The sequence below is a fragment of the Pseudomonas sp. genome, from assembly GCF_049590575.1.
In the GTDB taxonomy this organism is placed as follows: domain Bacteria; phylum Pseudomonadota; class Gammaproteobacteria; order Pseudomonadales; family Pseudomonadaceae; genus Aquipseudomonas.
This window is the reverse complement of the sequence record NZ_JBAWDE010000320.1, coordinates 1-24,754: the sequence shown is the minus strand read 5'-3', so window position 1 is coordinate 24,754 and position 24,754 is coordinate 1. Positions and strand designations below refer to the sequence as shown.

Annotated in this window: 23 protein-coding genes; 8 read left to right on the top strand and 15 right to left on the bottom strand. The window is 63.0% G+C overall.

The window, feature by feature from the left end; genetic code table 11:
* The first annotated feature begins 84 nt into the window (after positions 1–84).
* A complete protein-coding gene (locus tag WBR57_RS22365; RefSeq protein WP_424086707.1) occupies positions 85–1,131 on the top strand; it encodes an L-idonate 5-dehydrogenase in 1,047 nt (348 codons plus the stop codon).
* Positions 1,132–1,178: 47 nt separating this feature from the next.
* On the opposite strand, the gene WBR57_RS22360 is transcribed toward WBR57_RS22365, so the two are convergent.
* A complete protein-coding gene (locus WBR57_RS22360) occupies positions 1,179–1,970 on the bottom strand; it encodes an ABC transporter permease (RefSeq protein WP_424086705.1) in 792 nt (263 codons plus the stop codon).
* Complete coding sequence (locus WBR57_RS22355) at positions 1,967–2,644, bottom strand: ABC transporter ATP-binding protein (RefSeq protein WP_424086703.1); 678 nt, start codon at positions 2,642–2,644, stop codon at positions 1,967–1,969. Before WBR57_RS22355 ends, WBR57_RS22360 begins: the two co-directional genes overlap by 4 nt.
* Positions 2,645–2,776: 132 nt before the next feature.
* On the opposite strand from WBR57_RS22355, the gene WBR57_RS22350 reads away from it, so the two are divergent.
* From WBR57_RS22350 to WBR57_RS22340, 3 genes are all read left to right on the top strand, one after another.
* Positions 2,777–3,853: an aldo/keto reductase gene (locus WBR57_RS22350; protein WP_424086701.1), complete on the top strand. Its 1,077-nt coding sequence runs from the start codon at positions 2,777–2,779 to the stop codon at positions 3,851–3,853.
* Between the two features lie 84 nt (positions 3,854–3,937).
* The gene (locus WBR57_RS22345) at positions 3,938–4,186 is read left to right on the top strand and encodes a hypothetical protein (RefSeq protein ID WP_424086699.1); all 249 of its coding nucleotides are present in this window, start codon (positions 3,938–3,940) and stop codon (positions 4,184–4,186) included.
* 370 nt (positions 4,187–4,556) lie between these two features.
* Complete coding sequence (locus tag WBR57_RS22340; protein WP_424086697.1) at positions 4,557–4,865, top strand: DUF6124 family protein; 309 nt, start codon at positions 4,557–4,559, stop codon at positions 4,863–4,865.
* On the opposite strand, the gene WBR57_RS22335 is transcribed toward WBR57_RS22340, so the two are convergent.
* Entirely contained in the window at positions 4,848–5,960 is a 1,113-nt protein-coding gene (locus WBR57_RS22335; protein WP_424086695.1) for a catalase family protein, read from the bottom strand. The genes WBR57_RS22340 and WBR57_RS22335 overlap by 18 nt on opposite strands.
* Before the next feature lie 231 nt (positions 5,961–6,191).
* Between WBR57_RS22335 and WBR57_RS22330 the strand changes: the two genes are divergently transcribed.
* Together WBR57_RS22330 and WBR57_RS22325 are read left to right on the top strand one after the other, a co-directional pair.
* Positions 6,192–8,492 (top strand): FdhF/YdeP family oxidoreductase, encoded by a 2,301-nt coding sequence (locus WBR57_RS22330; protein ID WP_424086693.1) that lies wholly within the window; start codon positions 6,192–6,194, stop codon positions 8,490–8,492.
* 103 nt (positions 8,493–8,595) lie between these two features.
* Positions 8,596–9,432, top strand: coding sequence for a 5'-nucleotidase, lipoprotein e(P4) family (locus WBR57_RS22325; RefSeq protein WP_424086691.1), 837 nt, complete (start codon positions 8,596–8,598; stop codon positions 9,430–9,432).
* A gap of 7 nt (positions 9,433–9,439) precedes the next feature.
* Here WBR57_RS22325 and WBR57_RS22320 read toward each other — a convergent pair whose 3' ends face one another.
* Entirely contained in the window at positions 9,440–9,928 is a 489-nt protein-coding gene (locus WBR57_RS22320) for an Hcp family type VI secretion system effector (protein WP_424086689.1), read from the bottom strand.
* A 184-nt stretch (positions 9,929–10,112) separates the two neighbouring features.
* Between WBR57_RS22320 and WBR57_RS22315 the strand changes: the two genes are divergently transcribed.
* Both WBR57_RS22315 and WBR57_RS22310 read left to right on the top strand, forming a co-directional pair.
* Positions 10,113–11,027, top strand: a complete 915-nt coding sequence (locus WBR57_RS22315) for an NAD synthetase (RefSeq protein ID WP_424086687.1) — start codon at positions 10,113–10,115, stop codon at positions 11,025–11,027.
* A 119-nt stretch (positions 11,028–11,146) separates the two neighbouring features.
* A complete protein-coding gene (locus tag WBR57_RS22310) occupies positions 11,147–11,479 on the top strand; it encodes a hypothetical protein (protein WP_424086685.1) in 333 nt (110 codons plus the stop codon).
* A gap of 123 nt (positions 11,480–11,602) precedes the next feature.
* On the opposite strand, the gene WBR57_RS22305 is transcribed toward WBR57_RS22310, so the two are convergent.
* From WBR57_RS22305 to WBR57_RS22255, 11 genes are all read right to left on the bottom strand, one after another.
* Positions 11,603–12,931 carry an LLM class flavin-dependent oxidoreductase gene (locus tag WBR57_RS22305; RefSeq protein ID WP_424086683.1) on the bottom strand — a complete coding sequence of 443 codons (1,329 nt, stop codon included), beginning with the start codon at positions 12,929–12,931 and terminating at the stop codon, positions 11,603–11,605.
* A gap of 57 nt (positions 12,932–12,988) precedes the next feature.
* On the bottom strand, positions 12,989–13,411 hold the full coding sequence (locus WBR57_RS22300; RefSeq protein WP_424086681.1) for a RidA family protein: 423 nt from the start codon (positions 13,409–13,411) through the stop codon (positions 12,989–12,991).
* Between the two features lie 11 nt (positions 13,412–13,422).
* Positions 13,423–15,006, bottom strand: coding sequence for a flavin monoamine oxidase family protein (locus tag WBR57_RS22295; protein ID WP_424086679.1), 1,584 nt, complete (start codon positions 15,004–15,006; stop codon positions 13,423–13,425).
* Positions 15,007–15,018: 12 nt separating this feature from the next.
* Positions 15,019–15,942, bottom strand: a complete 924-nt coding sequence (locus WBR57_RS22290; protein ID WP_424086678.1) for an ABC transporter substrate-binding protein — start codon at positions 15,940–15,942, stop codon at positions 15,019–15,021.
* A gap of 18 nt (positions 15,943–15,960) precedes the next feature.
* Positions 15,961–16,734 carry an amino acid ABC transporter ATP-binding protein gene (locus tag WBR57_RS22285; protein WP_424086676.1) on the bottom strand — a complete coding sequence of 258 codons (774 nt, stop codon included), beginning with the start codon at positions 16,732–16,734 and terminating at the stop codon, positions 15,961–15,963.
* Entirely contained in the window at positions 16,727–17,692 is a 966-nt protein-coding gene (locus WBR57_RS22280) for an amino acid ABC transporter permease (RefSeq protein ID WP_424086674.1), read from the bottom strand. The genes WBR57_RS22285 and WBR57_RS22280 overlap by 8 nt, the downstream gene beginning before the upstream one ends.
* A 12-nt stretch (positions 17,693–17,704) precedes the next feature.
* Entirely contained in the window at positions 17,705–20,098 is a 2,394-nt protein-coding gene (locus WBR57_RS22275) for a TonB-dependent receptor plug domain-containing protein (RefSeq protein WP_424086672.1), read from the bottom strand.
* 566 nt (positions 20,099–20,664) lie between these two features.
* Positions 20,665–22,905, bottom strand: coding sequence for a type II secretion system secretin GspD (gene gspD, locus WBR57_RS22270; RefSeq protein ID WP_424086670.1), 2,241 nt, complete (start codon positions 22,903–22,905; stop codon positions 20,665–20,667).
* The gene (locus WBR57_RS22265) at positions 22,902–23,426 is read right to left on the bottom strand and encodes a hypothetical protein (RefSeq protein ID WP_424086668.1); all 525 of its coding nucleotides are present in this window, start codon (positions 23,424–23,426) and stop codon (positions 22,902–22,904) included. Before WBR57_RS22265 ends, gspD begins: the two co-directional genes overlap by 4 nt.
* Positions 23,423–24,034: a type II secretion system protein GspM gene (gene gspM, locus WBR57_RS22260; RefSeq protein ID WP_124427061.1), complete on the bottom strand. Its 612-nt coding sequence runs from the start codon at positions 24,032–24,034 to the stop codon at positions 23,423–23,425. Before gspM ends, WBR57_RS22265 begins: the two co-directional genes overlap by 4 nt.
* The coding region (locus WBR57_RS22255) for a PilN domain-containing protein (protein ID WP_424086665.1) at positions 24,009–24,754 on the bottom strand (746 nt) is incomplete at its 5' end. The genes gspM and WBR57_RS22255, both read right to left, overlap by 26 nt.

Sequence of the window (24,754 nt, the reverse complement as noted above, 5' to 3'; positions counted from 1 at the left end):
CAGCGACGCCGCGAGCTTCGTCAACGGTCATATTCTGTACGTCGACGGTGGCATCACCGCGTCGCTGTAATCCTGGAGAATTTTATGCACGCTATCGTCTGTCACGCCTCAAAGGACCTGCGGGTCGATCCCCAGAATGAAGCGCAAACCCTTGCCCCCGACCAACTGCGCGTACGCATTGCGCGCGGCGGTATCTGCGGCTCGGACCTGCACTACTACCAGCATGGCGGCTTCGGCAGCGTGCGCCTGCGCGAGCCGATGGTGCTCGGCCATGAAGTGTCGGCGGTGATCGATGCGGTGGGTTCGGACGCTGGCTTGTTCAAGGTCGGCCAACGCATTGCGGTGTCGCCATCGCGCCCCTGCGGCGGCTGCCGCTATTGCCATCAGGGCCTGCCCAACCATTGCCTGAACATGCGCTTCTACGGCAGCGCGATGCCGTTTCCGCACATTCAGGGCGCGTTTCGCCAGAGCCTGGTGATCGACACGCAACAGGCGCACGTGTTGGCAGATCACGTCAGCCTCGCCGAAGGTGCGCTGGCCGAGCCGCTGTCGGTGGGGTTGCATGCGATCCAGCGCGGCGGTGCGGTATTCGGCAAGCGTGTGCTGGTGACCGGCTGCGGCCCGATCGGCAACCTGTTGATCGGCAGCCTGCGCGCCGCCGGTGCCGGGGAAATCGTCGCCGTGGACCTGTCCGCCAGCGCCCTCGCCTGCGCCGAAAAAATGGGCGCCACGCGCACCCACAACCTGGCCGACGGCAACGACGCACTCAAGCGCTACACCGCTGAAAAAGGTTATTTCGAGGTGATGTTCGAAGTCTCCGGCAGCGCCCAGGCCTTGCGTAACGGCCTGGAGTGCATGGCGCCGCGTGGGGTGCTGGTGACGGTCGGGTTGGGTGGCGACGTGTCGCTGCCGTTGAATTTGCTGGTGAGCCGCGAGATCGATTTGCGTGGCACGTTTCGCTTTCACAGTGAGTTTGCCCAGGCGGTGGATTTGCTCAACCGCCAGATCGTCGACGTGCGCCCGGTGATTTCCCACACCGTGCCGTTCGAACAGGCGGTGCAGGCGTTCGAGCTGGCAGCGGACAAGACCCAGGCAATGAAAGTGGTGCTGGATTTCGGGGTGGCGGACTGATTGAGCCGGCCTGTTGTGGCGGGCAGGCTTGCTTGACACCAAAATTGTCAGCGCGCTTCAAGCCGGTCGCGCAAAAACCGGTGGCTCGTGGAGAACAGCCGCCGGTAGGTGAGCAACACCGCCCCCACCGTACCCAGCGCCGACGACGCAGCGATCAAAAACATGATCACGATCTGATAACGCACCGCGTCCACCGGGCTCTCCCCCGCCAGCACTTGGCCGGTCATCATGCCGGGCAGGCTGACGATGCCGACCACGGTCATCTGGTTCAACGTCGGGATCATGCCCGCGCGCACCGCCTGGCGGATGGCTTCCTGCGCCGCCTCCCAGCGTGAGCCGCCCAGGGCCAGGATCATCTCGATGCTGTTGCGGCCCGTGGTCAGTTCCTGGGTCATGCGCTCGATGCCCAGCGACACACCGGTCAGGGTATTGCCGAGGATCATCCCCAGGATCGGAATCGCGTACTGCGGCTCGTACCACGGGTGGATGCGGATCACCGCAAACAAACCCACCGCCGTCACCAGCCATGAACTGCCCCACACCGAGAGGATGCTGTCGGCGCGCTGCCCGCGGTACGTACGCCGCCCGCGCCCCGCCGCCGAGAGCCCGGCGATCAGGGTCATCGCACACATCAGCGGCAGCACCACGTACCAGTAGGCAAACTCGAACACCCAGCCCAACAGGTAACCGATGGCCAACAATTGCACCACGGTGCGCACCGCCGCCCACAGCAACTGGCGGCCCAGGCCCAGGCGCAGCAGCAGCGACAACGCGCCATTGATCAGGATCAGCGAGGCGGCGATGCCCATGTCCAGGGCGCTCAGGTTCTGATAATTCATGGTCGGGTCGCCTCGCTCAATACGCCGGCACTCATCTGCAAGTGGATGTCGCTCATGCGTCGGGCCTGGTCGAGGTCATGGGACACCCAGACATAGGCGCGGGCATTGTCGGCGGCGAACCAGGCGTTGATCAGCGCCTCCACGTCACGCGATGACATGGGGTCGAGGGCGGCGGTGGGCTCGTCCAGCAACAGCACTTCGGGGTTCAGTTGCAGCGTGCGAACCAGCGAGACCACCTGGGCCTCGCCGCCCGACAGGTCCAGCGCGTTCTTCGACAGGAAGTCCACGGCCTTGCCCGCATGCCCCAGCAGTGCGGTGACCACCTGCATATCGAAGCTGCGCTGGCGCAAGGTCTTGAGGCTGAAGGGAAAGCGCAGGTTGCCTTCGACCGTGCCTTCGAGCAGCGCCGGGCGTTGCGACAGGTAGCCGATATGGCTGCGGTAATGCGGGATCTCCAGGTCGGCGATGGGCTGGCTGTTCCACAGGATCTGCCCTGACGTGGGCGCATCCAGCAGCGCCAGTGCGCGCAGGAACACGCTCTTGCCGGAGCCCGACGAGCCGGTGATCGACACGCGGTCGCCGTGGTTCAAGGTGAAATCCGTAGGCTTCAGCAATGCCACCTGGCGGCGTTCGTCCCTGCGCGTGACGGCGCGGGTTTCTATCAGTGCGCTCATGGACGCGGTGTTCCTCATAAAACCGGTTGCGCGCCATGGTGCGGCAGACGTCTGAAATTTTCATGAAAAAATTCAAACTATCGCAAACCCTGTCGTTCACACCTTCACGTGCAACGTAAAACAGGAGGCGACATGCAATACCGACAACTGGGCCATTCGGGTCTGCTGGTATCCGAAATCATCCTGGGTACCGTGCCCTTCGGCGGTCGCGCCGAGTTTGAAAAATGCGGATCAGTGGATGTGCCCCAGGCCAAGCGTATGTTCGATATCGCGTTCGACGCCGGGGTCAATATGGTCGACACCGCCGACCTCTACTCCCACGGCCTGGCCGAGGAAGTGGTGGGCAAGGCCCTGGGCGACAAGCGCAACGACATCCTGCTGGCCACCAAGGGCCGCAGCCCGGTGGACAACAACCCGAACAACTCGGGCTCCTCGCGCTATCACCTGATTCGCGCGTGCGAGGCCAGTTTGAAACGCCTGGGCACCGACCATATCGACCTCTACCAATTGCACAATTGGGACGGCATGACGCCCATCGAGGAAACCCTCGAGGCACTGCGGCTGTTGGTCGGTTCGGGCAAGATTCGCTACTTCGGCACCAGCAACTTCACCGCCTGGCAGATGATGAAAGCCTTGGGCACGGCCGAGCTGCACGGCATGCTCAAACCCATCACCCAACAGATCTACTACACCCCGGAATCGCGCGAGGCCGAGTACGAGCTATTGCCGATGGCGCTGGACCAATCGATTGGCACCCTGGTGTGGGGCCCGATGGGCGAAGGCCTGCTGACCGGCTCCACCCGCCGCGGGCAAAAGCCTGCGGCCAATACGCGCCAGGGCAGCGGCTGGCCGGAACCCTATGTGCATGACCAGGAGCGCGCGCTGGACATCATCGAAACCCTCGCCGCTGTGGGTGACGAGCATGGCGTGTCGGTGGCGCGCACGTGCCTGGCGTGGCTCAAGGACCGTCCGGGGATTACTTCCTTGATCGTCGGCGCGCGCACCGAAGAACACCTGCGCGACAACCTCGCGGCCACTGAACTGAAACTTACCGAAGAGCAGTCTGCGCGCATCGAGGCGGTGACGCGGCGCCAGCCGTTGTACCCGTACTGGCACCGCTTCACTGCCGGGATTGATCGCTTTGATCCGGCGGAACAGCCGTTTCTGGCCGAGCATCAGAAGACCATGGATGCGCGTAAGGACAAGTAACCTAGATCTGTGACAGAGCAGATCAACGATGTGTGGGAGCAAGCCCCCTCCCACCTTTGAACAAAACGCACCCTGCAAAGGAGTATGGCCTTGATCGCCCAACTCATGATCGCCGCCCTGGGCGTGGTCGCCATCTGGTTCAGCCAGAGCAAACGCCTGAAAGTGCGCCGTTATGCTTGCTTGTTCGGCATGGCGGGCCAACCGTTCTGGTTCTGGTCGTCGATCAATGCCGAGCAATGGGGCATCGTTTTGTTGAGCTGTTTCTACACGGTGGCGTGGGCCAAGGGCATCAAGACGCACTGGATTGACCGTAAGCCGGATATCAGCGCGTGACGTGGTGAGCAGTGCTTGTTGTAGTGAGCGTTTCCCCCGCCGCCGCTGGCCTTTGGTCATGATTTGTAAAGGGCCAGCAAGGCGCGTCGCTTTTAATTGCAGGACGTTTCCTAGACAATCCCTGCCGCCTTGTGCCTGTTGGAATCCGTGGCTAGTCTGCGATCCGTCACTGCTTATCAGTGATCGGGTTTAGTCGCTCGGATTCTTAATCAGGCGCATCGTCCTCCATGATGTTTTATGGTGGCTGTGCGCAGGGCACCTTAGGGTGCGCCGGATTTTCCTGATTAGCCGGTCGACTAACCTGCGTACAGCCGCCACCCATCGTTTAGTCGCGACTGGGCCGGCTTCTGACTTAATCAGGAGTTACACCATGAACAAGCCCGTCCCCGACCCACCCCGCAGTTCAGCCAAAGACCGCGCCGCCTTCCACCGCGCGCTCGACCATTACCTCCCCAACCCACCCGTACACGACGTGATCGAAGACCTGAGCTTCGAAGACGCCCTGCTCTACACCGCCAGCCTGCTCGACAGCGTTTCGGCAACCGCGCTCGATTGCGGTGAATCGCTGGCCAGTCCCGAACGAGCGAAGATTCTGGCCGTGTGGCACTTGCTGGAAATCGCCAGAACCACCGTGGACCGCTCCATTGAATGCATGACCGCCTCAAAGCCCCCTGTCTAAACGCGGCTCGTGCATCGGGCAGCCGTTGTGCTCGGCCCTGAACCCGGATGACATTTCATAAGCCGGTTTGCGCACGCGCATCACCCCGCCCAAGGGGCGATGCGCGGCCAGCCCGTGCCAGGGGCTGAACGCCATGCCGTCGTCGATCTGCCGCACGTTTTCAGGGCTCCACGCCGGTTGGGCTTCAACGTCGATGCGCGCCACGGTGACATACGGGCTGAGGTCTTCCGGCCATTGCACCGAGGCGTCCTCGATCGGCATTTTTTCCAGGTCGGTGGCCAACTGCACGCGCACGTCCCAGCTGCCGCCACTCTGCGCAAAGTAGGCTTCGACGGCTGCGCGCAGGCCATCCGGGTTGTCGCCAAAATCCACATGCAGGTCGGTCAGCGCCGTCAGGTTTGACGACACGGGCACCACGGCGACCTTGGCGTAGTATGGGCCATAGAGCATGGGCACCACCGTCGAAAAACTTTCGCCGAGGATATGGGTTTGCGGGTGGCCCCCCAGGCTTTTCAGGGTGCCGCTTTCGCCGCCCAACGATTCAAGCGTCGCCTCCACACCGCGCAACACGGCCGAGAAGGCTTTTTTCATGCCCGGCATCTTGTCGGTGGTTTTGGCCAGCAGCTTCAACGTCTTCAGGAAATCCTTGGGCGTTGCGGCGGTGAACGCCTTGGCATTCTGCATCACAAAATCCTGGGTCACCTCACCGTCGCTGCCCGGCAGCCGCGGCCCCTCAACGCCGACCACTTTGATCGCCAGCCCGCGCGGCGTGGACACCTTGTCGTCGAGGATGTCACCGGGGTTGGTGGAAAAACGCATGAACAGCGGCAACGTCACCGGCTTGGCGAACGCGCCCTGGGCCAGTTCCGGTGGCAGGTTATCCAGCACGCTGATGTGCCCGCGCAGCAGGCCGTGGGCCTTGGCATGCACACTGCGGGTGGCGTGCCCGCTGTCGCGAAAGGTGGTTTCCATGATGCCGTGCAGGGCTTCTGCCAGTTCCTGGCTGGTCTGCGCTTCATCGTCGGGGATCTGTTCAAATGAAGGTTCGAAGGGCAACGGCTTGATTGCTGGATTGACTGCAGGTAGGTCGCTCATCAGGTGTTTCTCCGCACGGCAAGGTTCACGGTTGGTATTTTTTTAATGGCCAGGCACGACTGAAAAGGCAGCTGTGGTGATGTATAGGGCTGGGGCAAATAAACGGACGTTCAACAAATCCACATGACGTCGGACGAGCGGTTGGCCGACCGCCCGGAACTCGGCTCGAACCTTTTACGCACCGCACTCGTCGTAGCCATATCGCCCCCGACAGAGCCTTCAGGTGCAGCCATGCTGATCTATCCCAAGACCCACTTTCAGCCCTATACCCACGCGGCCGGAGGCTGGGGCTCTGCGCAGTCGGTGATGAAGATCCTCTGGCGCGAGCAGGCGTTTGCCAAGTCAGCCAAGGCGCTGATGAAGCAGAACAAACCGGACGGCTTTGCCTGCGTCAGCTGCGCCTGGGCCAAGCCCGGCAAGCCCCACGCCCTGGAGTTCTGCGAGAACGGCGCGAAGGCCACGACCTGGGAATTGACCTCGTTGAAAACTTCACCGGCGTTCTTTGCCGAACATACCTTGAGTGAACTGCGCGAATGGTCGGATTACGCCCTCGAACAGCACGGGCGGCTGACCCACCCGCTGCGTTACGACGCGGCCAGTGATCGCTACCGCGAGACCACCTGGGAAGAGGCCTACCGCGAAATCGGCGCACAACTGCAAAGCCTGGCGCCCGACAGCGTGGTGTTCTACGCCTCGGGCCGCGCCTCCCTGGAAACCTCGTTCATGTACCAACTGTTCGCCAGGGCCTATGGCACCAACAACTTGCCGGACAGTTCGAACATGTGCCACGAAAGCACTTCGGTGGGCTTGCAGGAAAGCATCGGCATCCCTGTCGGCAGCGTGACGCTGGAAGATTTCGAGCACACCGACTGCCTGTTTTTCTTCGGCCAGAATGTCGGCAGCAACGCGCCGCGCATGCTCCATCAGTTGCAGGATGCGCGTAAACGCGACGTGCCGATCATCACCTTCAACCCGCTGCGCGAGCGCGGGCTGGAGCGCTTCGTCAACCCGCAATCGCCGGTGGAAATGCTCACCCCCGAATCCACCGTGATCAGCACCCAGTATCACCAGGTGGCCATCGGCGGCGACACCGCCGCCCTGCTCGGTTTGGCCAAAGTGCTGCTGGAGATGGACGACCAGGCGCAGCAGGCGGGTCGCGCCGCCGTACTCGACTATGCCTTTATCGCCGAGCACACCGAGGGCTTCGACGCATTCGCGGCGCAGGTTCGCGCCAGCCAGTGGCACACCATCGAGCGCCGCTGCGGTCTGTCGCGCAGTGCCCTCGAAGCCGCCGCGCAGGTGTATGCGCGCAGCGAACGGGTGATGATGATCTACGGCATGGGCCTGACCCAGCATCGCCACGGCGTGCAGAACGTACAGATGCTGGTCAACCTGCTGTTGATGCGCGGCAACTTCGGCAAACCCGGCGCCGGGATTTGCCCGGTGCGTGGCCACTCGAATGTGCAGGGCCAGCGCACCGTCGGCATCACCGAAGACCCGAAAAAAGTCCCGGTGGAATTGATCGAACAGCAGTTCGGCTTCAAGGTGCCGGAGCAGATGGGCCTGTGCACGGTGGACGCGTGTGAAGGCATCCTGGCCGCAAGCGTGCGTGGTTTCATCGGGCTGGGCGGCAACTTTTTGCGCGCGATTCCCGACACCTCGCGCATGGAGCCGGCCTGGCAGGCGCTGCAACTGAACGTGCAGATTGCGACCAAGCTCAATCGCACCCACCTGCTGCCGACCCAGAACCAATGGCTGCTGCCGTGCCTGGGGCACATCGAGATTGACCGCCAGAACGGCGTCGAGCAAACCTGGGCCACCGAGGACAGCACCGGCTGCATCCACGGCTGGCGTGGCAGTGCCGAACCGGTCAGCGCCCACCTGCGGTCGGAGAGCAGCATCGTTGCCGGCCTGGCCCAGGCCACCTTGCCGGCTGGCGGTTCGATTGACTGGCGCGCCTGGAGCGAGGATTACTCGCAGGTCCGCACGGCGATTGCCACGGTCTACCCGAACATCTTCCACGACATGGAAACCCGCATGGCCGAACCGGGCGGCTTCCACCGCCCGATTCCCGTCGCCCGGCGTGAATGGCTGACCGACAGCGGCAAGGCGCAATTTGTGCGGCCCACCACCCTCAATGAAGACGATGACGTTAACGCCGAGGCATTGCCGCGCGATGTGCTGCAATTGATGACGCTGCGCAGCAACGACCAGTTCAACACCACCATTTACGGCTACGAGGACCGCTTTCGCGGGATCAGCGGCACCCGCGAGGTGATCTTCATGCACCGCAACGACATCGCGCGCCTGGGTTTCGAAAACGGCCAGGGCGTGATGCTGACCACGGCGGTCGAGCCTGAGGTGAAGCGCCAGGTCGGACCGCTGGAAATCGTCGCCTACGACATCCCCGAAGGCTGCGCCGCCGCGTACTACCCCGAATGCAACCCGCTGGTGCCGCTCTGGCACCATGCCGAACGCAGCAAGGTGCCGGCGGCCAAGTCGGTGCCGATACGCCTGAGCCGGGCCGGCTGATAACGGCTGAGGTGCACCAGGGAGATCACGCAGTACCGTGGTGCATGTCTGCGTAATTAGGCTAAGGTGCGCCCACGCGCTACCGACCTGCGAGACCTCCTTCATGCGTCACCTGATTTTTGCCAGTGTCTGCCTGCTGTCGGCCACCCTCGTGGGCTGCCAGCAGACCCCGCCCGCCAACGACCAACTCGACGCCGTGCTCTGGACCCAGACGTCTATCGAACATGAGCTGATCTACCGCCAGGTGTTCGCCGATGCCACCCGCCAACTCGACGTGGCCCTGGCCGATCCCACTTGGGATGCATTGCCCTTCCCCGCCCGCAACCTCAATGGCCTGCCGCCGGCCGTGGTGGTCGACATCGACGAAACCCTGCTGGACAACGTGCCCCTTAATGCCCGCGACGTCGTCAACAACCAGGTCTACGCCTACGACCGTTGGAATACCTGGGTCGACCAGGCCAAGGCCCAGGCCCTGCCCGGCGCCGTGGCGTTCCTGCAAGCCGCCGAGCAAAAAGGCATCAAGGTCTATTACCTCACCAACCGCGAACACAGCCAGGTCGCCGCCACCGTTGCCAACCTGCGCCTGCGCGGGTTTCCGGTTGAGAGCAATGAACAGGTGCTCGCCGCCAGCACCCCCACCGGCCACTGTGAAAGCGCCGGTTATGGCAAAAACTGCCGCCGCCAATGGGTCGCCAGCCACGCCCGTGTGCTGTTGATGGCCGGCGACTCCCTGGGCGATTTCGTCCAGGCCGACCACAACACCCTCGCTGCGCAGCGCCAGGCGGTGGAACCCTATGTGGGCTGGCTGGGCCAGCGCTGGTTCCTGCTGCCCAACCCCACGTACGGCAACTGGTACAGCGCGCCCTACGCCGATGATGAAAAGTTGCCGTTTGCGCGCAAGCGCCAGCTCAAGCAGCAGGCGTTGCAGCTGCAGGAATAACCGGCATTCAGACCTTCACGTTTTGCCGGATATTCCAACCAAACTTCACGGCTCCGCCGTCCTTACCGCCATCAGCCTTTTGCGGCTGGTAGCTGACGTCGACGGTGGCAAAATTCAAGGCAATGCGGTCGTAGAGCACATCGTCCTTGCTTTCGGCACCGGTGCCGTAGGACACCACCATGACCTCCTTCAAGGTGATCACCAGGTACTCCACCGGGCTGGCTCCGCCGGCCTTGCGCACGACCAATTTGGCTTCGGGATAATGCTTGCCGGTGGCGCAGGCCATCATCAGGTTGGGGCTGGATTTATCCAGCGGTTTGGTCAGGTTCAGGTTGGCAAAGTCGGCCTTGCCCGAGCCGCCTCCCGTGCCGGAATGCATCGAGCCCGTTTGCGATAAACCCCAGCCCCAGTGGGTAATATCAATCTCGTCACGATGGGCCTGGTCCCGTGATTCACCCTTGATGTCGCCCAGTTTCAAAAACATATCGACTGCCATGTTGGCTCCTTGTCCCGTGGTCTGTCGGAAGTGACGTGGGGCGCACTTTTCCTCAATCGGGAGCGGGCTTACAAGACGTCAAAGTCGCTTCAGGAAGAGCCCGACTGCAAATGACGAAGCTTCCGACATTCATCCCAGTCGCGGCGTCTTTACTCTCTCAACTCCCAAAAAAAGGAGTTCAGGAATGACCGTCGCCCTGTTCAAGGATGGATTCTCATCAGCCCACCGCACTACACGCCAACGCATCGAAAGCAGCATCGACCTGCGGCGATTGTTCCGCGCCATCGACAGCGACCCGGCGCTGATTGGCGCGGGGGTGGTGTATATCGACGAGCTGTTCAACGTCGTGGTGCTGCGTGAGTTTCAGCCGATTTGCCGTGTGCAGCCGATCAAGGTGGTGCTGCGGGAAGCGCCGAGGTATGTGGGGCCGGTGGAGTTCAAGCGGATGTTGGAGCATGAGCCGCGGGAGTCGGAATTGATGAAGGAGGCGTTGCCTATGGCGGTGACGTGTGCGGGGGCGTTGTTGAGTTGGCATGTTATTTACAGCGGGATCGCCTTGATGCCTTTTACAGGAGGCTCAAGCGTTGTCATTTCATTCATTGGCACTGCCGCAGTGGTAGCGGGCCTATTCCAATGCGCAGTAGGCGCTTATCGAACAGTCAACGAAGCGTGGGATCCGCAGAAAAATGACAGCCTGGACAGTAATGCCTGGTACGAAGGAGCAATGGTTGCTCTGGATGCTATTTCCTTATTTGGGGTCACCACCTCTGCCGTAACCACAATGAAAGTTATCAACCTTTCCAAGCGGGCAACAGGCAAATCTCTTCGAGAGGTGCTCCGTGGGCTGAGCCGACAGGAGCGAGCAAAGTTGACGAATGAATTGCTGAAAATCCAGGACCCGCGACTGTCACCGAAGCTCCTCAAACTAAAGCAAGCCGCAGGCAGTTTCCCTAAACGCATTCCAGCGACAAGGATCAAACCTATCATCGCTACCCATCGCAATGATGCTTTTGCGGCAGCGTTGGGCCTCACAGGCAGCTCCATGACCGGAAATACAAAAACGCTGGCCGTCGGCATTTACGAAGAGTTAAGCGAATGAAAAATCACCGGGAGCCCTTTTCCGTCGTAGACCCTCGCCCTCTCTGGGCGCGTCACAGGCTGGCGTTGTTTGGCGGACTGCTGGCCTTGTGCATTTCGATTGCTACAGCAAGCACATTAATGAACCTGACCTACTTCTCAGACGCCTCCGCCGAGTTCAACGATGGCGTGTTTTTCCTCGGAGGCGGCATGGCATGCGTGGTTTTTGGCATCGCACAGAGCATTGTCCTTCATGGCTACCCTCCATGGATGTGGCTTCAGGTTGGTGTATTCGTGATTTATTTTCTGCTTGTACTGCCGACCGCCTTTTACAATCCCGATCACAGCCTGTTCACCCTAGCCCTGCTCAGCCCCTTGGCTGGACTGCTATGCCTGAACAGCAAGCGCCAACGAGAAATGCGTCGAACGATGGAAGACATGCGCCACAAACGCGAAGCTTCATCGCATCCCTGAAGAGACAGAGCCGATGGAAGCGGTGGTAACGCCGCGATTGACTGGATCGCGGTGTGCCAGTGAATGCATCTGTAACTGACGCACCGCATTCGCGAGCAAGCCCGCTCCCACAGGGGATCCCGTTCAGGCGGCTCGTGCAGCGGTGTGCCGATTCACCGGCACCGGCAGCCCCAAATGCCCGCGCAAGGTGCTGTGGCTGTATTCGCTGCGGAACAACCCACGCTCGCGCAGCAGGGGCAACACCTGGCCGGTAAACCGCGCAAAGTCGTCCGGCGCGCCTACGTGGATATTGAAACCATCCACCGCGCCCTCGACAAACCAGCGCTCGATCTCATCCGCCACGGTCTTGGGCGACCCGACAAAACTCGAAAACGGCTTGGCAAAACGCAACGCCGCCTGGCGCAGGGTCAGCTGCTGATCGCGAGCCACCTGCTTGATGTTTTCGGCATGCCCGCGATAGCCGTTGCTGCCCAGGTCGCCCAGCTCCGGGAACGGTGCGTCCAGCGGGTACTGGCTGAAGTCGTGGTAGTTGAACGGCCGCCCCAGCTGCACCAGCGCCTTGTTCAGGTCCAGCTCGCCATTGCGTTCGCGGTCGATGGCCTGGGCCTGTTGGTCGGTGTTGGCAATGATCGGCGAAATCCCCGGCAGGATAGTCACGTGCTCAGGGTTGCGCCCCGCTGCCGCCGTGCGTTTTTTGATGTCGCTGTAATAGGCCTGGGCGTCCTCGAAGTTGCCCACGCCGGCAAAAATTCCCTCGGCATAATTCGCCGCCAAACGACGGCCGGATTCGGAAATCCCCGCCTGGAAAATCACCGGTTGGCCCTGGGCCGAGCGCTGGATATTCAGCGGCCCGGTCACCGAGAAAAACTCGCCGTGGTGGTCCAGCCGATGCTGGCGCTGCGGGTCGAGGAACACCTTGCTGGCCTTGTCGCGCACAAACGCGTCGTCCTCGTAGGAATCCCACAAGCCTTGGACCACGTCCAGGTGCTCGGCGGCGCGGCGATAGCGCTCGGTATGGTCGATATGCTGCTCACGGCCAAAGTTGCCCGCCGCGCCTTCCAGGCCGGTGGTGACCACATTCCAGCCGGCACGGCCGCCGCTGATCAAGTCGAGGGAGGCGAACTGGCGCGCCACGTTGAAGGGTTCGGTGTAAGAGGTGGTCAGCGTCGCCACCAGGCCGATCTTCGAGGTGGCCCCGGCGATGGCCGAGAGCAGGGTCAGGGGCTCCAGGCGGTTGAGAAAATGCGGGGCTGAGTCCGCGGTGATGTAGGGGCTGTCGACGATGAATACCAGGTCGAACTTTGCCGCTTCCGCCTGCTGCGCTTGGGCGCGGTACCAGTCGATATCCACGCTGGCATCGCCTGGGATCTGCGGGTGCAACCATTCGTTCTGCGCGGTGCCGACACCAGTGAGGATGGCACCGAACTTGAGTTGCCGGGGTGCTGTGGACATTGCAACGCTCCTTCATGGATTAACACAAAGCAAAAAAAACTGTATCGCCACCCATAGTCAGGCGGTGCGAGCGGCGACGGCTTCGACTTCCACCAGGGCACCGGGCAGGGGCAACGCAACGACCTGCAAAGCAGTGCGCGCCGGTTTGTTCGGCTGCTCGGGCGTGCCGAAGAACTGCGTATAACCGCGCTGCAACCCGGCGAAATCCAGCTTGCCAGCGGTCTCTTCGGCGCCGACCAGAAACACCCGCAATTGCACGATATCGCCCAGGTCCAGGTCTTGTTGCTGAAGGATCTTGCGCAGTTTGTTGAACACCGACACCGTCTGCACTTCGGTGTTTCCATAGGCTCCCGGCACCTGCGGGTCGGCCAGGTCCGGCAGCGTGCCGCTGACAAATATCAGGCTGGCCGACGCCGGTACGGTCACGGTTTGCGAGATCGGGAAATCGCCGACGCTGGTGCGTTGAATGCTGTCGCTCATGATGAATCTCCTTAAGAAGCGGCCAGTGCCGCAAGGTGTGTGTGTCGGGTGACCCGCTCGGCCAGTTGCGCGACCACATGCCGCGCCGAGTTGGCCGCCGACTCCTGCCAGATGCCCACGCCGCTCTGCACCAGGCCATCGCCGGCGAAGTACACGCGGCCGTGGCCGGCCTCCAGCAAAGCACTGGCGTCAGCCGGGAAGTGCTCGCGTTGCAGCCACGGCCCTTCGCTGAAGGGGATCTGTTCCCAGGACACCGCCAGTGGGTGGCACAGGTGTTGCGAATAGCCCGGGTGCAGCAACTCCACGGCCTCCTTGGAGGTGGCGAACTGCTGGTCGAACGGCCGCGCGCCAAACACATCGGCGCCCTCCCCGGTCACGTAGCCCGCCACCAGCAGGCCTTCGCGGGTATTGAGGTCGTTGCTCGGGTACCACAGCAGGCGCGCCGGGTGCTCGATCCACGACAGGCCGCCGTAGGTGCGGTAGTCGGTTTCCCAAAAGCGCGGCGATTGCCACGCCACCTTGGTCGCCTGGTCGCTGCGGGTGCTGAGCAAAGCGGCCTTGATCGGGTCGCTGAAGTCGGTGTCGAGCTTGGCCAGCAACGGCAGCGGCAAGGTCGACACCAGATAGTCAGCGCGCACCACCTGCTCGCGGCCGCTGCGTGTGTCGTGATAGGTCACTGCCACGCCGTCTTCCAGTTGGCGGATCTGCCGCACCTGGGCGCCCAGTTGCACGTGTTCGCTGACGCGTTGGTAGAACGCGTCGGTGATGCGGTCCATGCCGCCGACCGGCTGGAACATGGTCGCCGAGAACTCCGGGAATTCGGTGTGCAGCAACGCGCCCCACAGCTCCGGGTGCAGCAGCTGGTCCAGGGACAGCGGGCTGCGGCTGGCGGGCAAGGCGCCGGGGTGCGCGGGTGAGTCAAGGTGCCCCGAACGGAGCGTGCCCTCGAAGGCCAGCTCCTGGGACAGGTCGCCGTAGACCTGCAAAAACGCCAGCAAGCGCGTGCGTTCCTCGGCACTCAAGACATCGTCGAGGGCATCGCGCGTTACCGCTTTGGCCAGCAACCCGGACAGGTGCCCGCGCGCATCGTTGATCGCCTGCCCGACGGTGAAGGCTGGTTGTTGCACATCCGGGCGTACCTGGGCGCCGTGGCTGCTGTTGACCAGCACTTCCAGCGGCACCCCCAGTTCGCTGCAGTAGTCGAGAATCGTGCGGTGCTGGCTGGGGATGCGCGCCGGGCCGGCGTTGAAATACAGGCCTTGATCGAACGCCACCGTCTGCGAGCGGCCATCCTTGTAGCCCACGCGGTCGCCGTGGCGCAGGGTCCAGGTGCGCCCGCCGACCCGGTCGCGGGCCTCCAGCACCTGCACGCTGAACCCGGCACGGGTCAGTTCCAGGGCGGTGACCAGCCCGGCAATCCCGGCGCCCAGCACCAGCACGCGGGTGCCCTGCCCCAAACCGTCCTTGAGTTTCAGCGGTTGCGGGCGCCGGTGCGATGACGGCCCCAGGCCGAGCACCGCCAATGCATCCTTGACCGCCTTTTCACCGCCTACCGCAGCAATGCTCGACAGCGCTTCACGTCGTGTCAGTCCCATGTTCGCGACTCCTTAATCCGGCAAGCCCGGTGGGTTGATCAGCGATTTGTCCACGCGCTCCACGTCCAGGCCCCAGCGTTGCAGCACCTGCTCGTATTGGCCGCCGGCAATCGCGCCTTCCAACGCGGTGTGGATCGGCTTGACCAGGCCATTGTCCTTGCGCGTGGTCACGGCGATATCCGCCTGCAACGGCCAGCCACCGTTGACGGTGCCGACGCGCTTGATGCCGCCGGTGATCGCGGCGGAGTAGGCGTACACCGAATTCGGCCCGAACAACGCATCGCTACGCCCCGACTGCACCGCCAGTTGCGCGGCCGCCTGGTCGTCGAAGTACTGCAACAGCGCCGGCTTGATCCCGGCCTTTTCATTGGCCTCGTTCCACGCCAGCAGGACTTTTTCCTGATTGGTGCCGGAGCCGACGATGATCTTCAGCCCGGCAATGTCCGCCGCCTGTTTGATCTCACTGATCTTGCTGGTGCTCTTCACGTAAAAGCCGAGCACATCCTGGCGATAGGTGGCGAAGTCAAAGCGCTTCTTGCGCGCTTCGGTCACGGTGACATTGCTGATCACCGCGTCGTATTTGCCCGAGCTGACGCCCAGCGGCCAGTCTTCCCAGCTGGTCTGCACCACGTTGAGTTGCAGGCCCAAACTGTCAGCAACAAGCTGCGCGGTGTCGGCCTCGCTGCCGATGGTGGTCTTGTCGTCGTTGGCCAGTAGCGCCAGAGGCGGCCCGGCCACGCCGGACACCGCCACGGTGAACTTGCCCGGTTGGGCGAACTTGAAGCCGGGCGGGATCTGCGCGATGGCCGCTTCATTGCGCGGCACATGGATGCGCACGCGGTCGGGGCTGAGGTCGACCTGTTGCACGGCGAACGCTTGTTGCGCGGTGCTGACGGCAAGCGCCAGCAGGGCCACGCGGGCAGTGGTGATAAACATGGGCAGTCACTCCTTGAACTAAAGCACCTTGCCGAGAAAGGCCACGGTGCGGGGATGTCGGGGTTGGCGGAACATCTGTTCGGGCGGGCCCTCTTCGATCAACTGGCCGTCGCAGAGGAACACCACGTGGTCGGCCACCTCGCGGGCAAAACCGATCTCGTGGGTGACGATCACCAGGGTCACGCCCAGTTGGGTCAGGCCCTTGATCACGTCGAGTACTTCGCCGACCAGTTCCGGGTCCAGCGCCGAGGTCGGCTCGTCAAACAGCAGCACCTTGGGGTCGAGTGCCAGCGCACGGGCAATCGCCACGCGCTGTTGCTGGCCACCGGAAAGCTGGCGCGGGTAAGCGTCGACCTTGTCTGCCAGGCCGACCTTGGCCAGCAGTTCACTGGCCTTGGCCTGCGCCTCGGCCTTGCTCCAGCGCTTGTGGGCCAGCGGCGCCTCGGCCACGTTTTCCCAGGCGGTCAGGTGCGGGAACAGGTTGAAGTTCTGGAACACAAAGCCGACGTCGATGCGCCGCTTGAGAATCTCGCGCTCCTTGAGTTCGTAGAGCAGGTCGCCCTTGCGCCGGTAGCCGACGTATTCACCGTCGATGGTGATGTGCCCGCTGTCGATTTTTTCCAGGTGGTTGATGGTGCGCAGCAAGGTGGACTTGCCCGAGCCGGACGGCCCGAGAATCACCGTGACTTTGCCGGGGTCGATGGTCAGGTCGATGTCCTTGAGCACCTGCTGGTTGCCAAAGCGCTTGCCCACGCCCTGGATCTGGATGCGGCCTGCGCGTGCTTCACCCATGGGTTTTCTCCTTCAGCCAGCCGCGCAGGCGTTGCAGCGGCGTCGGCGGCAAGACGCGGGCGGTGCCGCGCGCAAAATGGCGCTCAACGTAGTACTGCGCGCTGGTCAGCACAGTGGTGATGATCAGGTACCAGACGGTGGCGACGATCAGCAGGGGAATCACCGCCTGGGTGCGGTTGTAGATGACCTGCACGGTGTAGAACAGCTCCGGCAGCGCCAGCACGTAGACAATCGACGTGCCCTTGACCAGGCCGATGATTTCGTTGAACCCCGACGGCAGGATCGAGCGCAGCGCCTGGGGCAGGATGATCCGGAAGATGCGTCGCGAAGCCGGTAAACCGAGGGCTGCCGCCGCTTCGTGCTGGCCGGCGTCGACGCCGATCAGGCCGCCACGGATGATCTCTGCGGCGTAGGCCGCCTGCATCAGGCTCAGGCCCAGAACGGCTACGGTGAACTGGCTGAGCACGTCCACCGTCGACCACTCGGCGAAGACCACGCCGGTGAACGGCACGCCGAGCACGATGTGGTCGTACAGGTAGGCAAAGTTGTAGAGGATGATCAACACCAGCAGCGCCGGCATCGAGCGGAAAAACCAGATATAGCCCCAGGCCAATGCCGCCAACAATGGCGAACCGGACAACCGCGCCAGGGCCAGCGCGGTGCCGAGGATGATGCTGAACACCGTGCTCAGCAGGGTCAGCAACAGCGTCTGGCCGAGGCCGCGCAGCACCGACGGCGAGAAGAACCACTGGCCGAATACGCCCCACTCCCAGCGCGGGTTGGTCGCCAGGGAATGCACGATCCCGAGCAGCACCAGCGCGGCGAAGATCGATCCGGCCCAGCGCCAGGGGTGCCGGGCCGGCACCACTTGCAGGGCTTTGATCGGTGTGGAGACACGGGCCTGGCGAACAGGGCTGGGCTGATCGATCAGGTCATAGGACTTGGCGACGATGGGCATGTTTTATTCCTCTTAGAAGGCGTAAGTCAGCCGGGTGTAGTAGTACCCGCCGGTAAAACCGTAGGGCGAATAGGTGCCGTAGCTGCTGACCATGGTGCTGCTGGGCACACCTTGTTTCTTGGGGTAGACGTCGAACAGGTTCTTGGCGCCGATGGCCACGTTGAGGTCTTTGGTGAGGTTGTAGCCAAGGTCGAGGTCGGTGATCCATTTGGCGCTGTAGACGCGGTCGAGGCTGCGGTCGTCGGAGACGTTGACCTCCTTGTAGGAGCCGTACCGGGTCAGCGCCAGGTTGAGGTTGAAGCGGTCGATGCTCCAGTCGCCGCCGAGGATCAGCTTGGTGCTGGGCTGCACGCCGGTGATCAGGTTGCGTGCCTGGCGGTCCATCAGGTCATAGGAGGTGCCGAGGATCGTGGTGGCGGCCTTGTAGTTGAGGATCCTGGTCTGGTTCCAGTTAAACGCGGCGGTCCACTTCAGCGCGCCGTACTGGCCGAGGTCCTGGCTGTAGTTGCCGACCAGGTCGAGGCCCTTGGTGCGGGTGTCGGCGCCGTTGATGAAGTACTGGCCGCCGGAGGTGGAGGTGATGCCATTGCCTTGCAGCACCTGGGTGATTTCCGGGCCGAGCAAGGTGCCGGTGAGGGTAATGCGGTCACGCAGGTTGATCACGTAGGCGTCGGCGGTGAAGTTCAGGCGGTCAGTCGGCGTGAGGGTGAAACCCAGGCTGTAGTTGGTCGAGCGTTCGGGCTTCAACTCCTGGGCGCCGAGGGCCTGGGCCGCCGCCGAACCCACCGGCAACACGCCGTAGTTGATCGACTGGTACACCCCATTCACCACGCCGTAGGTGGTGGAACGTGCGCTGAACAGGCTGTTGGCCAGAGACGGCGCGCGGAAGCCATTGCTCACGGTGGCGCGCACGGCGAACTGCGGGGTGAAGTCGTAGCGGGTGGTCAGCTTGCCGCTGCGCGTCGCGCCCACGCCTTCGTTGTAATGCTCGTAGCGAAAGGCGGTGCCCACATACCAGTCCGACAGCGGGTTGAAACCCACGTCGACATAACTGGCCAGGCTGTTGCGCGAGGCGCTGCTTTCTTCATCCGGCGAAATGCCGTTGGTGACCTGCGCCCCGGACGACGCACAATTGCCCGGCGCCACGCAGTAGCCGCCGTTGGCATAGGATTCATAGTCACCGGCCTGCACCTCATAAGTGTCGCGGCGATGCTCGAAGCCGTAGCTCAAGTCGAGGGGTTTTTGCAGACCGATATCGAAGCCGCGCTTGAAGTCGAGGTTGGTGGTCAGCTCGGTGGAAATCCAGGTACCGGAGGTGAAGTGGTTCGGCGTGGCCTCACCCAGGGATGGGTTCTGGTTATGCGTGGTGCCCTGCTCCGCATCGTTGCGCCCGTAGGTGGTGGACAAGTCCCAATCCCACTCGCCGACGGTACCTTTGCCGCCGAACGCGGCCTGGAAGTCGTCCTCGTCGATAAACCAGGTCGGCGTATAGCCGCCGGGGTAGCCGTTGGGCCCAGTGGTGATGGTGTTGGTGATGGTCGGCAGGCGGAAGTTCTGGCCCTGCTCGGCCTTGCGCCGCGAATAAGTGGTGAAGGAATACAGGCTGAAGCTGTCGTCGATCGGCAATTCGGCGTTGTAGCCCAGGGTCAGCAGGTTGGTCTTGGGTGTGCCGTAGCCGCCATAGGTGGAGCGGCCGGCCTGCTCATAGGCTTGCGCGTAGGTGTAGCCGTTGGCGCTGGCCTTGTTGTCGTCGTTCTGGCTGCGTGCGTCCAGCGCCAGTTGGACGATGCCGCCGTTGCCGATTTCGAAACCCTTGTTGAGGCTTTGTTGCACGGTCTGTTTCTTGCCGTCGTAGCCAATCCCGGCGTTGGTCACCGAGGTGCCGCTGGTGTCGGCCTTGAGAATCACGTTGATCACCCCGGCAATGGCATCCGAACCGTACTGGGCAGCGGCGCCGTCGCGCAGCACTTCCACATGGTCGATGGCGCTGATCGGGATCAGGTCGAGGTCGGCGGGTGCCGCGCCGGTGTTGATGCCGTTGATGTTGAGGGTCGCGGCGGTGTGGCGGCGCTTGCCATTGACCAGCACCAGCACCTCGGCGGCGCTCAAGCCACGCAGGTTCGGGGCGCGAGCGATGCCGCTGGCGTCCCAACCGGTTTTTTCCGGCAGGGTCAGCGACGGGATCACCGCGCTCAGGGCTTCCATCAAACCGGGTTTGCCGGTGCTCTGTAATTGCTTGGCGCTGACCACATCGATCGGCACCGGGCTGCTGGTGACCGTGCGTTGCTCGGCGCCACGGTTACCGGTGACAACCACGGTGGACAGGGTGCTGTCGTCCTGGGCCTGGGCTGTGTTTGCCAGCAGGGCCAGCGCGAGTACGGCGGTCGGTTGTAAGACTTGCTTCATAGCCACTCCAGACGTTCCAAATCGCGAAGTCGGGCAGTCACGCGGGTGGGCGCGGTGCTCGGTTTTTTCGGGGGTGTTGCGGCGATTTGGGGCTAGGTGTGGGGTGGGCGCGGGGTTTGAATCGGCAACATACGTTGAACTCCCTTCCAACGATTCTGCCGCGGGGTCTTTACCCGGTTATGGCGCGCAGAATCTGAATCACGCTGGGTACCATCCGAGGTCAGGGGTAGGCTGTTGCGATCAAACATAACGGAATGGGTTTTGAAAATATAATGCTATTTGGGCATAAGCTAATATTCTTGGATTTAATTATTTTTGTTGTTTGTTATTCTTGTTGGTAATGTCTTTTTGCGATTATCTGGGGGGGGGTTGGGTGTATATCCGTTATTTAGGTAACGGCTACTTATGGTTTCGCCCTTACGGCGAGTCACTTTGCAAAAGCGTCCTTCCAAAAGTGACCCGCTGTACGAGCGGAACCATACGCAGCCGTTACCGCAGAAATGGATATGTACGCAGTACCATCCCCATCGAGCGCCTCCCCCTCCAACCCACGTAAGGCCAGGGGCTCACCGAGCCGGCTTCAACAACTGCATCTGCTGCCGATAATCATCCGTCACCTGCCGCGCCTGGCTACTGCTGGTAATCACCCTGGGCGTAATCAACACAATCAACTCCGTCCGGTCTTTGGACTTACTGGTATTCCCAAACAACCACCGCAACCCCGGAATCTTCCCAAGATAAGGCACAGCACTCACCGACTCCGCATTGTCCTGCTTGATCAACCCCCCCAGGAGCACCGTCTGCCCACTCTGCACCGCCACCTGCGTCGACACCGAACGCGTGGAAATACGCGGATTATTCTGCGTGTCGCTACTCGACGACGCCTGATCCTGCGCATCACTGACCTGCTGCTGAATATCCATATACACCAGCCCCCCCGGATTAATCCGCGGCACCACATCCAGAATCACACCCGTCTGCACATACTCCACACTGCTCAACGTGGTGTCAGAAGTCCCCGTATTCACCGTGGTCTGACTGATAGGAATGTTATCCCCCACCTGAATCTGCGCCGGCTGGTTGTTCATCACCACCAGCGACGGCGCCGACAGCACCTGGGTACGCCCATTGGTTTCCAGCGCATGCAAAGCCACCTGCAAGTTGGAGCTGACAAACGAATAGAACAACGAATCCGTCGCCCCCAACCCGGCCCCGCCACCGCCCAAAGCGCCCTGGCTACCGGCGGTATTGCCCACCGTGGTGCTGGTGGAATTACCCGCCAGGCGCCCCAGGTACCACTGCACGCCGAGGTCCAGTTCACCGGTCAGTTTGACCTCAAGGATGCGCGTCTCGATCTGCACTTGCAGCGGCGGATTATCGAGGCGTTTGATCGCCGATTCGATCTCCTTCCACTGCACCGGGCGCGTGCGTACCAGCAGTTGGTTACTGCTTTTTTGCGCGGTGATGCGCGTACCGGCGTCGAGGCTTTTGGCCGGCGCGTCGGCCGTGGTGCCGTCGTCGGTGCTCTCGGTGTCTTCGCTGGCTTGGGGGTCTTGCTCCTCATCCTCGCTGGCGCGCTGGGTGGTGTTGCCCATGCCGCTGCTGTTGCCGTTCAGCCCGCCAGGCGTATTGCCGGAGGTGCTGTTGGTGCCGGGTGAAGACAAGGTCGCTGTGCGCAAACCGGGCGCGACCTTGGCCGGGGCGTCGTCCTTGATCGCGCCGCTGCCGTAGATCTGCCGCAGGTACTTGGCCAGGTCGGTGGCCTTCATGTTGCGCACGTCGTAGACGTACATCTGCGGTTCGTTGCCGCCGCCTTCGTCGATGGTGTGAATCCAGTCACCGACTTCGCTGAGGTACTGCGGTTGCGACGAGATCGCGACCACCGAGTTGGTCCGCTCGATCGGCAAAAAGCGCACCATGCCCGCCAACGGCATGCCGCTGTCGGGGCCGAACATTTTTTGCAGCTCGGGCATCAGTTCGGCGACCGAAGCGCGTTGCAGGCCGAACACACCCACCGACATGCCCTTGAGCCAGTCCACGTCAAAGGTGTCGATGGTGTCCTGATAGTTGGCCAGTTCTTCCGGGGTGCCGGCCAGACTCAGCACATTGCGCGCCGGGTCGACCAGCAGGAAAGCGTTCTCGCGGGCGAACGGCTTGAGCAGTTTCTGCATCTCGGTGGCCGAGATGTAGCGCAGCGGAAACAGCCGCGCCGACAAGCCGTTGGACGGTTGCGACACACGCATCTCCGGCACCAGCTTGCCCGCCACCGCCTGGTTGGCAGGCAGGATCACATAGCGGTTGCCCTGTTTGATCATGGCGTTGTCGGTCCACGACAGCAGGGTTTCCAGAATCGACAGCGCCTGCTGCTTGTTCACCGGTTTGGAGGTGGAAAAGCTGACATTGCCCTTCACCCCCTGGGCAATGCTGTAGTTCTCATGCAGCAGGTCGCCCATCACGCTGTTGATCACCGCCTCGATCGGCTGGTCGGCGAAGTTGAACACGATGTCGCCGCCCGCGTCCTCCTTGGCGGCCGGCGCCGCTGTCGGTTGGCGCACGAACTGCTGGTTGCCGCGAATCAATTGGCGCTGGGGCGGTGTCTTGGCCTGGGGCTGGCTGCTGTCGACCGGGGCCTGTTCGCTGGCCGGGTCGACGGGCGGGCGTTGCGAGCCGGTGCCCTGCATCGCCTCGTGCAACAAAGCCTCGTCCGGGTCCAGATGCTCGGGGAATGTGCCGCAGCCACCGAGGGAAACGGCGGTGGCCAGGCAAAACACGGTGGTGCGCAAAGCGCCGGGGAATGTATCGATCAAGGGGTGGACTCGTGAGGAAGGGTAATCGGGGGTGTGCTCGACGGCGGCGGCAGGCGCAGCCCGCGCAGGCTCAGGGTCTGCGTGCGGCCGTCGAGGACAAAGCGGGCTTCGCGGGGTGTCAGGTGTTCCAGCCGCCAGCCGTTGGGCAGGGTCTGGTCCTGGTGGACTTTCAGCGGCGGACCATCCGCGCGCTTGAGCAGTGCAACGCGCAGGTCGCCGTCCAGCACGATGCCGGTCAGCGTCAGGCTCGACAGGCTGGAGACGGCGGCCTGGCCAACCGCACGGTCAGGGCTGCGGTCAGGGCTGAACAGCGGCGCCTGCCAGGTACCGGCGAGGCTTTCCAGGGTTGCGCTCGGGGCCGTCAGCACCTTGGCCGTGGCGTTGGCGCGCGCATCGGGTTCGGGTGCCGGCAACCATTCGGGCGCATCGCCGATGCTGCTGAGGATGCCGACCATCAACAGGCCCAACAGCCCGGCGACGCCGAGCAACAGCCACTCCAGGGGACGCAGTGCGTTGATCATCGGCGCACCTGCGTGGCAGAAGCCGGTTGCAGGTAGCCACGCACCAGCAGGTGCACCACCAGTTGGCCGGCGCCACCGCTGGCGGGGGCGTTTGGCCCACGGCGGATGCTCATCTCATCGACAAACAGAAACGGGCGCTGGTACTCCAGCTCATGCAGGATCGCGGTCAAGGGTTCGATGGCGCAGTTGAGGGTCAGGCTGACTTTGACTTGGCGGTACGGCTCGCTGTCGTCCTGCTCCGGGGTGATCGGCATGCGCTGCGTGAGGCTGCAGCCGCCACCGAGGCCGGCGCGGCTGTTGATCAGGTCGGCGATGCGTTGCATCAGGTCCGCCGCCACGGCGCTGGGGTCGTCGCCGGGCAACAGGCTGGTGCTGCTGGCCGGGTCCTGGCGGGCCTCTTCAAGTTGCTGGCGCAAGGAATCGCCCTGGCGCAGCACGCCGGCGTAGCGTTGCTGCTGTTCACGCAACTGCTCGGCCTGCTCGCCCATCTCGCGCAAGGGGCCGGCGAACCAGCTGTCGACCAATAGCCAATACGCGGCGCCGAGCACCAGGGCCAGGCCGATCAGGGCGGCGCCGCGGCGCTCACGGGGTGTCAGTGGTCGGCGCATCGGCGGCCTCCTGGTGCAGGTGGGCGCGCAAGGAGAATTGATCCTTGCCGGTTTGCGCATCGGGTTGGATCACCCCTTCGAACTGGGCGTTTTCCAGGCTGTGGCAGCCCTTGATCCGGGTGATCAGGGCGCTGGCCTTGGCGCTTTGCCCGGAGAATGAAACGTCGGCGCCGTCGTTGACTTCCAACTGGTCGATCCAGGTGTCGGACGGCAAGCAGGCGCTCAGCTCGTTGAGCAGCCCGGCGAGCGGCGGCTGGGCGGTCTTGCGACGGATCAGGTACTGCGCGGCGCCACGGGTATTCAGCACTTGCTGGCGCAGCGCCTGGACCTCGGCGACCTGGGCTTTTTGCGCGCGCACGCTTTGCTGCATGCTGTCGAGCACGCGCTGACGGTCATTGAGCCACAGCAGCATGGCGGCAATCAGCAAGGCGCCGCACAGCCACGGCAGGCTGCGTTGCAAGCCTTTGCCCGCCGGGCGCTGGCGTGGCCGCAGCGGCACCGGTAGCAGGTCGATGCCCATCGGGACGCCCGCCGCGTCCGCCACATCCACCGCGTGGGGCTGCAAGCCGAGGGCGGCGCATTCGGTGAGGATCTGGTCGAGGCGCTCGCGCAGGATCGCCACCAGCGTCACGTGCACGTGGGTCGGGGTGCGCCGTTCCTGGCGCGCGACAAAGTACAGCTGGGCGGCATCGAACGGAGTAAAACGGTCCAGTTCATAGC